Source organism: Pseudoalteromonas sp. SD03 (genome assembly GCF_040937955.1).
Taxonomy (GTDB): domain Bacteria; phylum Pseudomonadota; class Gammaproteobacteria; order Enterobacterales; family Alteromonadaceae; genus Pseudoalteromonas; species Pseudoalteromonas tetraodonis.
Window position 1 is genome coordinate 1 of the sequence record NZ_CP162514.1, and the last position, 13,850, is coordinate 13,850.

The following is a 13,850-nucleotide window of genomic DNA, read 5'->3' on the forward strand; positions in this document are numbered from 1 at the left end:
GTGTATCTGTCGGTTTGGCAAAGTTGTTTATATGTATTGCAAGATGAATTGCCTTCGCAGCAATTTAGTATGTGGGTCAGACCACTTCAAGCAGAAAGTACCGAAGATACCTTGACGATTTATGCGCCTAATCGTTTTGTACTTGATTGGGTAAGAGAAAAATACCTAAATAGAATAAATGAGTTACTGGTTGAAATTTGTGGTGTAGAAGCCCCTGAATTACGCTTTGATGTAGGCAGCAAGCCGCTATTAAATGCACAAGCTGCGCCGGTAGTTGAAACACAATCAGCACCAAGTACGCAAGCAACGGCAAAACAACAACCTCGAGAACAAAAACCAGTTGTTGAGCCCGCTCCTAAATCGGGTTATAAATCAAACATTAAAGAAAACTATACCTTTGACAGTTTTGTTGAGGGTAAATCTAATCAATTAGCAAAAGCGGCTGCCACTCAGGTAGCAGATAATCCTGGCTCTGCATTTAATCCTGTTTTTATTTACGGTGGTACGGGCTTAGGTAAAACGCATTTATTACATGCGGTAGGCAACGGTATTATGGCCAATAAGCCAGATGCTAAAATTGTCTACATGCATTCAGAACGCTTTGTGCAAGACATGGTTAAAGCACTGCAAAATAATGCTATCGAAGAGTTTAAGCGTTATTACCGCAGTGTTGATGCACTCATGATTGATGACATTCAATTTTTTGCTAATAAAGAACGTTCACAAGAAGAGTTCTTTCATACCTTTAATGCATTATTAGAAGGTAACCAGCAAATTATTTTAACCTCTGACCGTTATCCTAAAGAGATAGAAGGGGTTGAAGATCGCCTTAAATCTCGTTTTGGTTGGGGATTAACTATCGCGATTGAGCCGCCAGAGCTTGAAACACGCGTTGCCATTTTGATGAAAAAAGCCCAGCAAAGTAAAATTAATTTACCGCATGAAGTGGCATTTTTTATCGCTAAAAAATTACGTTCAAACGTACGTGAACTTGAAGGGGCTTTAAACCGTGTAATTGCTAATGCAAACTTTACCGGCCGCCCAATTTCTATCGACTTTGTAAAAGAAGCACTGCGTGATTTACTCGCACTGCAAGATAAACTAGTCACCATAGACAATATTCAACGTACGGTAGCAGAATACTATAGAATACGTGTGTCTGATTTACTGTCTAAGCGCCGCAGTCGCTCTATAGCAAGGCCGCGCCAAGTTGCCATGGCATTATCTAAAGAACTCACTAATCACAGCTTACCTGAGATTGGGGATGCCTTTGGTGGGCGTGACCATACAACAGTACTGCACGCGTGTCGCAAAGTTAAATCATTACGTGACGAAAGCCACGAGATTAAAGAAGATTACCAAAATTTAATAAGAACATTGTCATCTTAGGGCTGACTTTATTATGCAAATAACAATATCAAGAGAACAATTTTTAAAACCATTGGTGCAAGTATCGGGTGCCATAGAGCGTAAGCATACGTTACCTATTTTATCTAACGTATTACTCGTGGTAGAAAATGGCCAGCTTTCAATGACAGGGACCGACCTTGAAATTGAATTAGTGGCGAGCGTGTTTGTAGGTGATGATGTTGCCGATACCAAGCTCACATTACCGGCTAAAAAATTACTCGATATTTGTAAAAGTTTACCGGATGGTTCTGATCTTACTTTAAGCTTGCAAGACCATCAGCTACTTTTAACCAGTGGTAAAAGTCGTTTTTCATTGACCACTTTAGCTGCTGAAGATTTTCCTAATTTAGAGCAGTGGGATGGTGAGGTTGAGTTTCAACTAACGCGTTTAGAGTTGCGTAAATTACTTGAAAGCACGCACTTTTCAATGGCAAACCAAGATGTGCGTTATTACTTAAACGGCATGTCGTTTGAAGTTGATAACAGCGATATAAAAACAGTCGCTACTGATGGGCACCGTTTAGCGATTGCACAAAAGCAACTAGGTCAGTCATTAAATACACAGCGCCAATTAATTATACCGCGCAAAGGCGTGCAAGAAATTATGCGCCTAATGGTGGCCGACCAAGAGTTAGTGACTATTCAGTTTGGTGCTAACCACATTCGTATAATTGATATTGAATTTACGTTTACGAGTAAATTAGTTGATGGCCGTTTCCCTGATTACCGTCGTGTTTTACCACGCGGTGGCGATAAAGTTATTACAGCAAACAGAGAATGGTTACGTAATGCATTTCAACGCGTATCGATTTTATCGAACGAAAAGTTTCGTGGTGTACGTTTAAATTTATCAAACGGTTTATTAAAAATTACGGCTAACAACCCAGAGCAAGAACAAGCGGAAGAAGTGGTTGAAGTAATGTACGAGGGCGATGACCTAGAAATAGGGTTTAATGTGTCTTACGTGCTTGATGTATTAAATACATTAAAAACTGAAGATGTGTTATTTACACTTGCCGATTCAAATAGCAGTGCACTAATCGAAGGTGCTGGCGATGAAGAAGCGATGTACGTCGTTATGCCTATGCGTTTATAAGATTATAAATACATAATGAGCTTAAGTCATTTGAGCCTCAAATATTTTCGTAATATTGAGGCGCTGACGCTAGAACCAGTTAATGGCGTTAATATAATTTATGGTGAAAACGGCAGCGGAAAAACCAGCCTTTTAGAGGCTATATATTACCTTTCTCACGGCAAATCTTTTCGAACTTCTAAACATAAAAGTATTATTGCACACCAGCAAGATCAGTTTGTTATTCATGGCCGCAAAGCGTTATACGATTTATCTATCCCTATTGGTATTAGTAAAACCCAAGCGGGTGAAACCAATTTAAAAATCCAGGGTAAGGCGAGTCGAAAAGTATCTGAACTTGCCCAGTTAATGCCGGTACAAATAATAACACCAGAAAGCTACTCACTATTTTTTGGCGGTCCTAAGGAGCGCAGAAAGTTTTTAGACTTAGGTTTGTTCCACGTGGAACATGAGTTTTTTTTCTTATGGCAATCGTTTAATAAAGTGCTTAAACAACGCAACGCCTTATTAAAATCTAAGCCTAAGAATTATTTTGACCAAATCAAGTTTTGGGACAAAGAATTTGTTAGACTGGCAGAACAAATAAATAAATTAAGAATCGCGTATATAACTAGGTTTAAGCAGCAATTTTTTGATAAAATGTGTGCAGAATTAACGCTAATACGCGATTTAGAAATTAGCTTCAATGCGGGCTGGAAAGAGAGTGAATCTCTTTGTGATGCGTTAGAGCAAAGTTTTGAGCGAGATTCTCGCCAAGGCTTTACAAGTAAAGGCCCTCATAAGGCTGATTTTAGTTTTAGTGTCGCTGGCAGCAGTGTTGAGAATGTATTCTCACGCGGGCAATTAAAGTTATTGTTGTATGCGTTAAAAGTAACGCAAAATAGCTTAATTGAGTCAGAGACAGATAAGCAATCTATATTGCTAATAGATGATCTACCTTCAGAACTAAGCGAAGATACAAAAGAGAAAGTGGGCCAGTTATTGACTCACTGTAGTTCTCAAATATTTATTTCTTCAATTTTATCTGAAAGTATTTCTGCTGTGGTGGAACCCATGCAACGAGAACTAAAAATGTTCCACGTGAAACATGGCAACCTAATAACAAGATAAGTGGGATTAACCATGTCTGAGAATTATGATTCGTCGAGTATTAAAGTACTTAAAGGATTAGATGCAGTAAGAAAGCGTCCTGGTATGTATATAGGGGACACCGATGATGGTACGGGCTTACACCACATGGTGTTTGAGGTCGTTGATAACTCTATCGATGAGGCCTTAGCGGGTCACTGTGATGATATTTATGTCACTATTCACTTAGACGGTTCGGTATCTGTAAGAGATAACGGCCGTGGTATTCCTACTTCTATACATGAAGAAGAAGGTGTATCTGCAGCTGAAGTAATTATGACGGTACTACACGCCGGTGGTAAGTTTGATGATAACTCTTATAAAGTATCAGGTGGCTTACACGGTGTTGGTGTATCGGTAGTAAATGCATTATCAGAAAAATTAAAACTAACCATTCGTCGTGAAGGTAAACTTCATGAGCAGTTTTACACTATGGGTGTACCTGATGCACCACTAGCTGTAATTGGTGATTCTGAAACAAATGGTACTGAAATTCGTTTTTGGCCAAGTGGCGAAACGTTCACTAACCTTGATTTTCATTACGATATTTTGGCAAAGCGTTTACGCGAGCTGTCGTTTTTGAATTCAGGTGTAAGTATCATATTAAGCGATGAGCGCGAAGAAAATAAAAGCGACCACTTTAAGTACGAAGGCGGTATCAGAGCATTCGTTGAATACCTAAACCGCAATAAAACACCAGTGCATAAAGGGGTATTCCATTTTACTCACGAACGTGAAGAAGATGGTATTAGTGTAGAAGTATCAATGCAGTGGAATGATGCATTCCAAGAAAACATTTACTGTTTCACAAATAATATTCCTCAACGTGATGGTGGTACTCACTTAGCTGGTTTTAGATCGGCGCTAACGCGTACGCTTAATAACTACATGGAAAAAGAAGGCTTTAACAAAAAAGCTAAAACAACCAGTAATGCAACGGGCGATGATGCACGTGAAGGCTTAACTGCAGTTGTGAGTGTTAAAGTACCTGATCCAAAGTTCTCATCACAAACAAAAGACAAGCTAGTTTCTAGCGAAGTTAAGTCGGCAGTTGAGCAAGCAATGGCTGAAAAATTCACTGAGTTTTTATTGGAAAACCCATTGGATGCAAAAATTGTTGTTGGCAAAATTATTGATGCAGCACGCGCCCGTGAAGCAGCGCGTAAAGCGCGTGAAATGACACGTCGTAAAGGCGCTATGGACTTAGCTGGTTTACCAGGTAAATTAGCTGATTGCCAAGAAAAAGATCCAGCCCAATCTGAACTATACATAGTGGAGGGTGACTCAGCTGGCGGTTCAGCCAAGCAGGGTCGTAACCGTAAGAATCAAGCGATTCTTCCGCTTAAAGGTAAAATCTTAAACGTAGAAAAAGCACGCTTTGATAAAATGCTTTCTTCACAAGAAGTGGCAACGCTAATTACTGCATTAGGTTGTGGTATTGGCCGTGACGAATATAACCCAGAAAAACTACGTTACCACCGTATCATCATCATGACCGATGCCGACGTGGATGGCTCTCACATTCGTACCTTGCTACTAACGTTCTTCTACCGTCAAATGCCGGAAATTGTTGAACGTGGTTACATTTATATTGCTCAGCCACCTCTTTATAAAGTGAAAAAAGGTAAGCAAGAGCGTTATATTAAAGATGACCCTGCATTAGTTGATTACCTTACATCTTTAGCGCTAAGTAATGCTGCTCTTTACACGAGTGATAGTGCAGAAGCGGTTGATGGTGAAGCGTTAGAAGCAATCGTTCATGATTACCAAAACACGGTTAAAGTTATCGAGCGCTTAAAGCGTAAGTATCCAAACACAGTGATGAACCGTTTGATTTACCAAAGCGAGCTGAAAAAAGAAGACCTTTCAGACGAGGCTAAGGTAATTGCTTGGACTAAAGAGCTTGTTGATGACTTAGTTGCGCGTGATGAAGATGCAACTATTTTCCACGCAGGTACAGAGCACGATACAGAGCGTAATTTATATTACCCTGTTGTGAATATTCGTCAGCATGGTGTGGATAAAGCGCATGTACTTCATTATGACTTTATCACTTCAAGAGATTACCAACGTATTGCTGTAACAGGTAAAAACATTGCTAATATCATCACTGAGGGTGCTTATATCCAACGCGGTGAAAAAACAAAACCTGTTGATAACTTTGTGGATGCATTGGAATGGTTGATCGCAGAATCTAAGCGTGGGATCTATATTCAACGCTATAAAGGACTAGGTGAAATGAACCCAAATCAACTTTGGGAAACTACCATGGATCCAAGCGCACGCCGTATGTTGCAAGTAACGATTGAAGATGCTGTTGCAGCGGATCAATTATTTGCCACGTTAATGGGCGATCAAGTTGAGCCTCGTCGTGAGTTCATAGAAACGAATGCACTGCGTGTGGTTAACTTAGACGTATAATTAAATTATGCTAATCACAAAAAAGGAGCCTTAGGCTCCTTTTTTATTTTCTCAATTGCACAAACTGCTTAAAACCTGAGTGTGCACAAGGTATACTGAGGGTAATTTTCACGCTACTTCTCAGATAGTAAAAAGCCAAAATATGCAAAAATATGACGTTAAAACCTTTCAAGGTTTGATCCTGGCTTTACAGGATTATTGGGCACAGCAAGGCTGTGTCATTATTCAACCACTTGACATGGAAGTGGGCGCAGGGACATTTCACCCGCAAACATTTTTAAAATCAATTGGCCCAGAGCCTATGTCGAGCGCTTACGTTCAACCGTGTCGTCGACCTACCGATGGTCGTTACGGTGAAAACCCAAACCGCTTACAACATTACTACCAATTCCAAGTGGTGTTAAAGCCATCTCCAGATAATATCCAAGAGCTTTATTTAGGCTCTTTAGCGGCGATGGGTATTGATACCCTCACTCACGAAGTGCGCTTTGTAGAAGATAACTGGGAATCACCAACGCTGGGTGCATGGGGACTGGGCTGGGAAATTTGGTTAAATGGCATGGAGGTAACCCAGTTTACCTACTTCCAGCAGGTGGGCGGCTTAGAATGCTCACCGGTCACAGGTGAAATTACCTACGGCCTAGAGCGTTTAGCAATGTATATTCAAGGCGTAGATAGCATTTACGACTTAGTATGGGCAGACGGTCCATTAGGGCGCGTAACCTACGGTGATGTATTCCATCAAAACGAAGTAGAGCAGTCTACTTATAATTTTGAACATGCAAACGTAGAAGACTTATTTGCACAGTTTGATAAGTGCGAAGCAGAAAGCCAAAAGTTAATTGAAGCAAACTTACCATTACCTGCCTACGAGCAAGTAATGAAAGCATCGCACGCATTTAACTTATTAGACGCACGTCATGCTATTTCGGTGACCGAGCGTCAACGTTACATTTTACGCGTTCGTGCATTATCAAAAGCGTGTGCACAAAGTTATTACGATGCACGTGAAGCGCTTGGTTTCCCGCTGTGTAAGGATAAGTAAGCATGTCAGCAGAAAATTTATTAGTTGAAATTGGCACCGAAGAATTGCCACCAAAATCACTTCGAAAATTAGCCGAAGCCTTTGCTGCAAACTTAACAGCAGAACTTGAAAGCTTAGAACTTGCTCACCAAGGTGTGAGCTGGTATGCATCGCCTCGTCGTTTAGGTTTACAAGTAAAAGCACTTGACGCTAAACAACAAGACAAAGAAGTTGAAAAACGCGGCCCAGCAACTAAAGCGGCATTTGACGCTGAGGGCAACCCAACCAAAGCAGCCATGGGTTGGGCTCGTGGTTGTGGAATTGAAGTAAAAGATGCGCAAACACTCGAAACCGATAAAGGCGCATGGTTATTACATATTGCTAAAGTAGCAGGGCAAGAAACCAAATTACTAATGGCTGATGCAATTAGTAAAGCGCTTGCTAAATTACCTATTCCTAAACCAATGCGTTGGGGCGCGAATAAAACACAATTTATTCGCCCTGTGCATACAGTCACTATTTTACTGGGTAATGAGCTAATAGAAGGTGAGATACTGGGTAAGCAAGTGAGCAATCAACTGCAAGGCCATCGTTTTCATCATCCAGAAAAAATTAGCATTAACCATGCTGATGATGTGTTTGACGTACTTAAATCAGCTTACGTGATAGCTGACTACGAACAGCGTAAAGCACAAATTCGTGCTCAAATAGAAGACGCAGCAAAAGCAGTTAATGCCGTAGTTGCTATGGATGAAGATTTACTTGAAGAAGTTACTTCATTGGTTGAATGGCCAGTAACGCTAACAGCTACATTTGAAGAAGCATTTTTAGATGTGCCAGCCGAAGCGCTTATTTACACCATGAAAGACGATCAAAAATACTTTCCGTTATTAGATCAAAACGGCAAACTTTTAAATAAGTTTTTGTTTGTTTCTAACATCGAAAGTAAAGATCCAAGTGTGGTTATTTCTGGTAACGAAAAAGTAGTGCGCCCGCGTTTAGCTGATGCGCAGTTCTTCTTTGAAACAGATAAAAAGAAAACACTTGAAAGCCGACTTGAGTCGCTAGACAGCGTTTTATTCCAAAAGCAGTTGGGCACACTTAAAGATAAGTCACAGCGTATCAGTGAACTTGCCGGTTACATTGCAGAGCAACTAGGTGCAGATAAAGCACTAGCAGCGCGTGCTGGCTTATTAAGTAAAACCGATTTAATGACCGAAATGGTGATGGAATTTACCGACGTACAAGGTGTAATGGGAATGCATTACGCACGTCATGACGGTGAAGCTGAAGATGTCGCTGTTGCGCAAAACGAGCAGTACATGCCACGCTTTGCCGGCGATAACTTACCAACGAGTTTGATCAGCTGTGCAGTGGCTATTGCAGATAAGTTTGACACGCTGGTGGGTATTTTTGGTATAGGCCAAGCACCAAAAGGTGATAAAGACCCATTTGCACTTCGTCGTGCGGCTATTGGTGCATTACGTATCATGGTAGAAAAGCAGCTACCACTTGATATTTTAGACCTGGTTGCTAAGTCGCAAACCTTGTTTGGTGAAAAGCTGACTAACCTAAATGTATCAACCGATGTATTCGAATTTATGCTAGGGCGTTTCCGTGCTTGGTATCAAGATGAAGGCATTGAGGTAGATGTAATTCAAGCGGTACTTGCGCGCCGTCCAACGAAGCCTGTTGATTTTGATCGACGAGTTAAAGCCGTAAGCCATTTCCGCACTCTAGACGCCGCAGAATCGCTTGCAGCCGCTAATAAGCGTGTAAGTAATATTCTGGCTAAAAACAACATTACAACGCAAGGTGATGTTGATCAGAGCTTACTAAGTGACGACGCAGAAAAAGTATTGGCTACGCAAGTTGCAAAATTTGCCACTGATTTAGCACCACTGTACAGCGATGGAAACTACCAAGAGGCATTAAGCCAATTAGCAGGCATTCGTGACAGTGTTGATAACTTTTTTGACAATGTCATGGTAATGGCCGACGATGAAGCGGTTAAGCAAAACCGCCTTGCGCTTTTAAGTCAGTTAAGTGGGTTATTTTTAGAAATTGCAGATATTTCTGTATTACAAAAATAACAGCTAACAGCTATTAAAAAAGCCAGCATAATGCTGGCTTTTTAGTGTTTTATTTATATTAGTTAATAGAGGATTCACCATGAAGCTCCCAATGAAACGCATTTTCACGTTAGCCTTAGTGGGCTTATTGAGTGCTTGTACCAGCCAAATTTCAATTAACGACGTGTTGCCGCAGCAAGAATTGGATCGCAGTATTTATTTAAGAGGGGACTTCACATTATGGGATGCCGAACCTCAATATCAATTTAAACAAGTTGGCCCTGCGCTTTACCAAGCCCAAGTTAGGTTTTCGACCCCAGGCAAAGTGTACGAATTTAAAATAGCCGATGCGGATTTTAGTGAAGGTTTTAACTGTGGCTACAGCGATTCACAGCCATCAGGGCAAAGCCTAACACTCGGCCAATCAACACGCGCCGACTGTAATACCATTTATAATTACTTTAGCTACACACCAGCGATTAAAGGCTCCTACATAGTCAGCATTGATTTTAGTGACTACGATGAGCCGCAAGTGACGATAACGAAGAAGTAAAAGCTGTAAGTCGTTAGTTTAAAGATAAAATAAAAAACCGTGCTTGATTTAACAAACACGGTTTTTTTAATTTTGAGCTGATAGCTGATAGCTGATAGCTGATAGCTGATAGCTGATAGCTGATAGCTGATAGCTGATAGCTGATAGCTGATAGCTGATAGCTGATAGCTGATAGCTGATAGCTGATAGCTTTACAACCCTTTCTTCACCACATATCTATATGGTGACTCTTCAACTTCTTTAGCCACTAGCGTGTGATCCATGAACGTACAAAAGCTGGGTATATCACGGGTAGTTGAGGGGTCGTCGGCAATAATAAGCAGTGTTTCACCCTCGCTCATTTTGCGAATTGCAGCGCGTACCATCATCACAGGTTCTGGGCAGCGAAGGCCGATAGCATCTAATTGGTGATCGGGGTTATCAAAGCTCATAAAAATTACCTGTAAAAATAGTCGTGGCTTGGTTAGGTCGGTAGTTTAGCGCAAATAAAGCTGTTGGTTAACTATTTTACGTATAACAAAACAGCTCAACTTATTAATAGATAATCTGAGATAAATTTAATGCACCCGATCACATTATTCATTTTAAACCTGCAAAAGCGGGTGGCATAAAAAAGGCGAACTAACTTGCGCTAGTTCGCCTTTTAATCACCAAGATGGTTTTACATGTTAAAAACTAATTAGTCTTGAACACGTTCAAATACAGTAGCAATACCTTGGCCTAAACCAATACACATAGTCGCTAAACCGTATTTTGCGTTATTGTCTTCCATTAAGTGAATAAGTGAGGTGCTAATACGCGAACCCGAACAACCCAGCGGGTGACCCAGTGCGATAGCGCCGCCATTTAAATTCACTTTTTCGTCAACCACATCCGCTAAACCTAAGTCTTTAAGTACGGGTAATGATTGTGCTGCGAATGCTTCGTTAAGTTCAGCAACATCGATGTCATCAATAGTAATACCAGCTTGTGCCAATGCTTTTTTACTTGCTGGTACTGGGCCGTAACCCATGATTGATGGATCGCAACCGGCAACGGCCATCGCGCGAATATATGCACGAATTGGTAAGCCAAGTTCTTTTGCTTTTTCTTCGCTCATCACTAACATAGCTGATGCGCCATCAGAAAGTGCTGAAGATGTGCCCGCTGTAACAGAACCCGTAGCAGGGTTAAATACTGGACGCAGCTGCGATAAACCTTCAACCGTTGTTTCAGGGCGAATTACTTCATCATCTTCAACAAGGATAAGTGAACCGTCAGCATCGTGACCTTCCATTGCTAAAATTTCGCGGCGGAAACGCCCTTCAACTGTTGCAGCATGTGCACGTTGATGCGAGCGGTAAGCAAACTCATCTTGTTGCTCACGGCTAATACCGTGAATAGTAGCAAGGTACTCAGCAGTTAAACCCATAGAGCCAGATGCTTGTGCAATTGATGTAGCTAAGCCTGGGTGAAAGTCGTTACCGTGAGTCATAGGTACGTGGCCCATGTGTTCAACACCACCAATTAGGTAAGTATCACCAGCGCCAGTCATAATAGCGCGAGCAGCGTCATGCAATGCTTGCATTGATGAGCCACATAAACGGTTCACTGTGGTTGCTGGCACTGAATGTGGAATGCCTGCAAGTAGAGATGCGTTACGTGCAACGTTAAAGCCTTGCTCTAAAGTTTGCTGTACACAACCCCAATAAATATCGTCAATTGACGCAGGGTCAACTGCTGGATTACGTTCTAATAAGCCTTTCATTAAATGAGCGCTTAAGTCTTCCGCACGTTTGTTTTTAAATACGCCGCCTTTTGAGCGACCCATTGGTGTGCGGATACAATCTACAATTACTGGATTATTCATGATATTAACCTTCCACCTTATAGAAAACACGGCCTTCTTCAGCCCACTTGCGAGTTTGCTCTGATACTTGGTAAATCGCACCTAGGTGAGCGTATTTGTCTGCTGCTGCAACAAAGTTAGCTAAACCTGTTTGATCTAAGTAACGGAACGCGCCGCCTCTAAATGGAGGGAAACCAACACCGTATACAAGTGCCATATCAGCTTCTTGAGGAGAAGCAACAATGCCTTCTTGTAAGCAAAGTAGCACTTCGTTGATCATTGGGATCATACAACGGTCAATGATTTCTTGTTTATCAAATTCTTTTGGTGCGTCTGTAATTGGTGCAAGTAGTTCAATCGCTGTTTGGTCATGCGATTTTTTAAGACGACCGCGACGGTCTGTTTCATACTTGTAAAAACCTGCTTTGTTCTTTTGACCAAAACGTTTTTCGTTAGCAAAAACAGTCACTGGATCTTTCTCTGCACGTGCCATACGTTCAGGGAAGCCGTCTGCCATTACGCCAGTACAATGGAAAGCAGTATCAATACCGACTACATCAAGTAGGTAAGCCGGACCCATAGGCCAGCCAAATACGTTTTCCATGACTTTATCTACTTTTGCAAAGTTAGCGCCTTCAACCACTAATTTGCTAAAGCCTGCAAAGTAAGGGAATAAAACACGGTTTACAAAAAAGCCTGGGCAATCGTTAACAACAATCGGCGATTTACCTAGTTTAAGTGCGTAATCAACCACGGCATTAATGGTTTTATCTGAGGTTTTTGCACCACGGATAATTTCTACTAATGGCATTTTTGGTACTGGGTTGAAAAAGTGCATACCACAGAAGTTTTCTGGTTTTTCAAGTGCTTCTGCAAGTAGGTCAATACAAATAGTCGATGTATTTGACGTGAGCACAGTGCCTTCTGGCATATTCTTTTCAAGATCAGCAAGTACGGCTTGCTTCACTTTAGGGTTCTCTACTACCGCTTCAACAATAATATTGGCGTTTTGTAGGTCTGCATCGTTAAGCGTTGGTTTGATTTTGCTAAGCGTTGCTAGCATTTTTTCCATCGGCATGTGGCCGCGCTTAACTTTTGCACCTAATAGCTTAGACGCTTCACCCATACCTAAATCAAGTGCATCCTGTTGGATGTCTTTCATTATGATTGGTGTACCTTTATAAGCAGATTGGTATGCAATACCGCCGCCCATAATACCTGCGCCTAATACAGCAGCTTGTTTAATTTCTACATCGCTGTGCTTAGCAAATTTACGTGCTTTACCTTTAATGTATTGATCCGCTAAAAAGATACCTGTTTGCGCGGCTGCTTCGTTGGTACGAGCAAGCTTTGCAAAGTTGGCATTTTCAATTGCCATTGCTTCGGCGCGTGAGCAGTTTGCTGCCGCTTTAATAGTGCGAACGGCCATAACTGGAGCAGGATAGTGGCCTTTGGTTTTACCCATTACCATACCTTCTGCCATTGCAAAGCTCATGCCTTGCTCAACACGGTTTAATTTAAGCGGTTGTAATTTTACAGCGCGTTTTGCTTGCCAATCTAGCTTGCCAGCAATCGCTAATTCTAATGTTGCTATACTTGACTCTTGTAGTTTGTTGGCACTAACTACTGCGTCAAACGCACCTACTTTAAGGGCATCAGCTGCGCGATTTTCGTTACCTGTGGTGATCCACATCATCGCGTTATCGGCGCCAATAATGCGCGGAAGGCGCACTGTGCCGCCAAATCCAGGCATTATGCCTAATTTAACTTCTGGTAAACCCATTTTTGCTGAGTCACTTGCAACACGATAATCGGTAGCAAGTGCCCACTCACAGCCGCCGCCAAGCGCCAAGCCGTTTATAACACTTAGTGTTGGAAATGGTAAATCTTCAATTGCATCAAAAACGTCAGTTGCATTTTTGATCCACGTTACTAATTCTGCTTCAGGTTTAGTAAAAGTAGGTAAAAATTCGAAGATATCTGCACCAATAATAAAGTGGTCTTTATCACTGGTAAAAATCATGCCTTTAATATCAGCGTTAGCGGCTAATTCTTTTAATGCTGCCGCGCAATCTGAAAGAGTTTGTTGAGATAATGTGTTTACAGAACCTGTAGCACAAAACTTAAACTCGGCGATGTTTTCCTTCACGAAGCTAACTTCAAAGGAATCGCTTTTATATAACATTATTATTCTCCCTAGTTGATGAACTAAGACTGGTACGATGAGTTCATATTCAGACCAGTGTGCTTGCTTTAAATTAAAAATGCAACGAAAAATTTATCTTGGTTACAAACGTCTGGTTAAAATATAGCTGGTT

At 41.3% G+C, this 13,850-nt stretch carries 10 protein-coding genes; 7 read left to right on the forward strand and 3 right to left on the reverse strand.

Annotated elements, in window-relative coordinates; all coding sequences use genetic code 11:
* The 7 genes from dnaA (at position 1) to ABZP26_RS00035 (ending at position 9,704) form a co-directional block, all read left to right on the forward strand.
* Positions 1 to 1,389, forward strand: coding sequence for a chromosomal replication initiator protein DnaA (gene dnaA, locus ABZP26_RS00005; protein WP_008467048.1), 1,389 nt, complete (start codon positions 1 to 3; stop codon positions 1,387 to 1,389).
* 13 nt (positions 1,390 to 1,402) lie between these two features.
* A complete protein-coding gene (gene dnaN / locus ABZP26_RS00010) occupies positions 1,403 to 2,506 on the forward strand; it encodes a DNA polymerase III subunit beta (RefSeq protein WP_008112965.1) in 1,104 nt (367 codons plus the stop codon).
* Positions 2,507 to 2,521: 15 nt separating this feature from the next.
* A complete protein-coding gene (gene recF, locus ABZP26_RS00015) occupies positions 2,522 to 3,616 on the forward strand; it encodes a DNA replication/repair protein RecF (protein WP_016900030.1) in 1,095 nt (364 codons plus the stop codon).
* A 12-nt stretch (positions 3,617 to 3,628) separates the two neighbouring features.
* Positions 3,629 to 6,055, forward strand: a complete 2,427-nt coding sequence (gyrB, locus tag ABZP26_RS00020) for a DNA topoisomerase (ATP-hydrolyzing) subunit B (RefSeq protein WP_013463644.1) — start codon at positions 3,629 to 3,631, stop codon at positions 6,053 to 6,055.
* Between the two features lie 142 nt (positions 6,056 to 6,197).
* Positions 6,198 to 7,100 carry a glycine--tRNA ligase subunit alpha gene (gene glyQ, locus ABZP26_RS00025; RefSeq protein ID WP_013463645.1) on the forward strand — a complete coding sequence of 301 codons (903 nt, stop codon included), beginning with the start codon at positions 6,198 to 6,200 and terminating at the stop codon, positions 7,098 to 7,100.
* 2 nt (positions 7,101 to 7,102) lie between these two features.
* On the forward strand, positions 7,103 to 9,172 hold the full coding sequence (gene glyS, locus ABZP26_RS00030; RefSeq protein ID WP_368485185.1) for a glycine--tRNA ligase subunit beta: 2,070 nt from the start codon (positions 7,103 to 7,105) through the stop codon (positions 9,170 to 9,172).
* Positions 9,173 to 9,251: 79 nt separating this feature from the next.
* Positions 9,252 to 9,704, forward strand: coding sequence for a hypothetical protein (locus ABZP26_RS00035; RefSeq protein ID WP_024601485.1), 453 nt, complete (start codon positions 9,252 to 9,254; stop codon positions 9,702 to 9,704).
* A 191-nt stretch (positions 9,705 to 9,895) separates the two neighbouring features.
* Here ABZP26_RS00035 and tusA read toward each other — a convergent pair whose 3' ends face one another.
* From tusA to fadB, 3 genes are all read right to left on the reverse strand, one after another.
* Positions 9,896 to 10,135, reverse strand: coding sequence for a sulfurtransferase TusA (tusA, locus tag ABZP26_RS00040; protein ID WP_028834902.1), 240 nt, complete (start codon positions 10,133 to 10,135; stop codon positions 9,896 to 9,898).
* A 248-nt stretch (positions 10,136 to 10,383) separates the two neighbouring features.
* The gene (gene fadA / locus ABZP26_RS00045) at positions 10,384 to 11,553 is read right to left on the reverse strand and encodes an acetyl-CoA C-acyltransferase FadA (RefSeq protein ID WP_033102898.1); all 1,170 of its coding nucleotides are present in this window, start codon (positions 11,551 to 11,553) and stop codon (positions 10,384 to 10,386) included.
* A 4-nt stretch (positions 11,554 to 11,557) separates the two neighbouring features.
* Positions 11,558 to 13,717 (reverse strand): fatty acid oxidation complex subunit alpha FadB, encoded by a 2,160-nt coding sequence (fadB, locus tag ABZP26_RS00050; protein WP_028834903.1) that lies wholly within the window; start codon positions 13,715 to 13,717, stop codon positions 11,558 to 11,560.
* Positions 13,718 to 13,850: the final 133 nt, after the last annotated feature.

What these genes read in the sequence shown, in the direction of transcription:
- dnaN (WP_008112965.1), top strand. Translation starts at nt 1,403, where the DNA reads ATGCAAATAACAATATCAAGAGAACAATTTTTAAAACCATTGGTGCAA.
- recF (WP_016900030.1), top strand. Translation starts at nt 2,522, where the DNA reads ATGAGCTTAAGTCATTTGAGCCTCAAATATTTTCGTAATATTGAGGCG.
- gyrB (WP_013463644.1), top strand. Translation starts at nt 3,629, where the DNA reads ATGTCTGAGAATTATGATTCGTCGAGTATTAAAGTACTTAAAGGATTA.
- glyQ (WP_013463645.1), top strand. Translation starts at nt 6,198, where the DNA reads ATGCAAAAATATGACGTTAAAACCTTTCAAGGTTTGATCCTGGCTTTA.
- glyS (WP_368485185.1), top strand. Translation starts at nt 7,103, where the DNA reads ATGTCAGCAGAAAATTTATTAGTTGAAATTGGCACCGAAGAATTGCCA.
- ABZP26_RS00035 (WP_024601485.1), top strand. Translation starts at nt 9,252, where the DNA reads ATGAAGCTCCCAATGAAACGCATTTTCACGTTAGCCTTAGTGGGCTTA.
- tusA (WP_028834902.1), bottom strand. Translation starts at nt 10,135, where the DNA reads ATGAGCTTTGATAACCCCGATCACCAATTAGATGCTATCGGCCTTCGC.
- fadA (WP_033102898.1), bottom strand. Translation starts at nt 11,553, where the DNA reads ATGAATAATCCAGTAATTGTAGATTGTATCCGCACACCAATGGGTCGC.
- fadB (WP_028834903.1), bottom strand. Translation starts at nt 13,717, where the DNA reads ATGTTATATAAAAGCGATTCCTTTGAAGTTAGCTTCGTGAAGGAAAAC.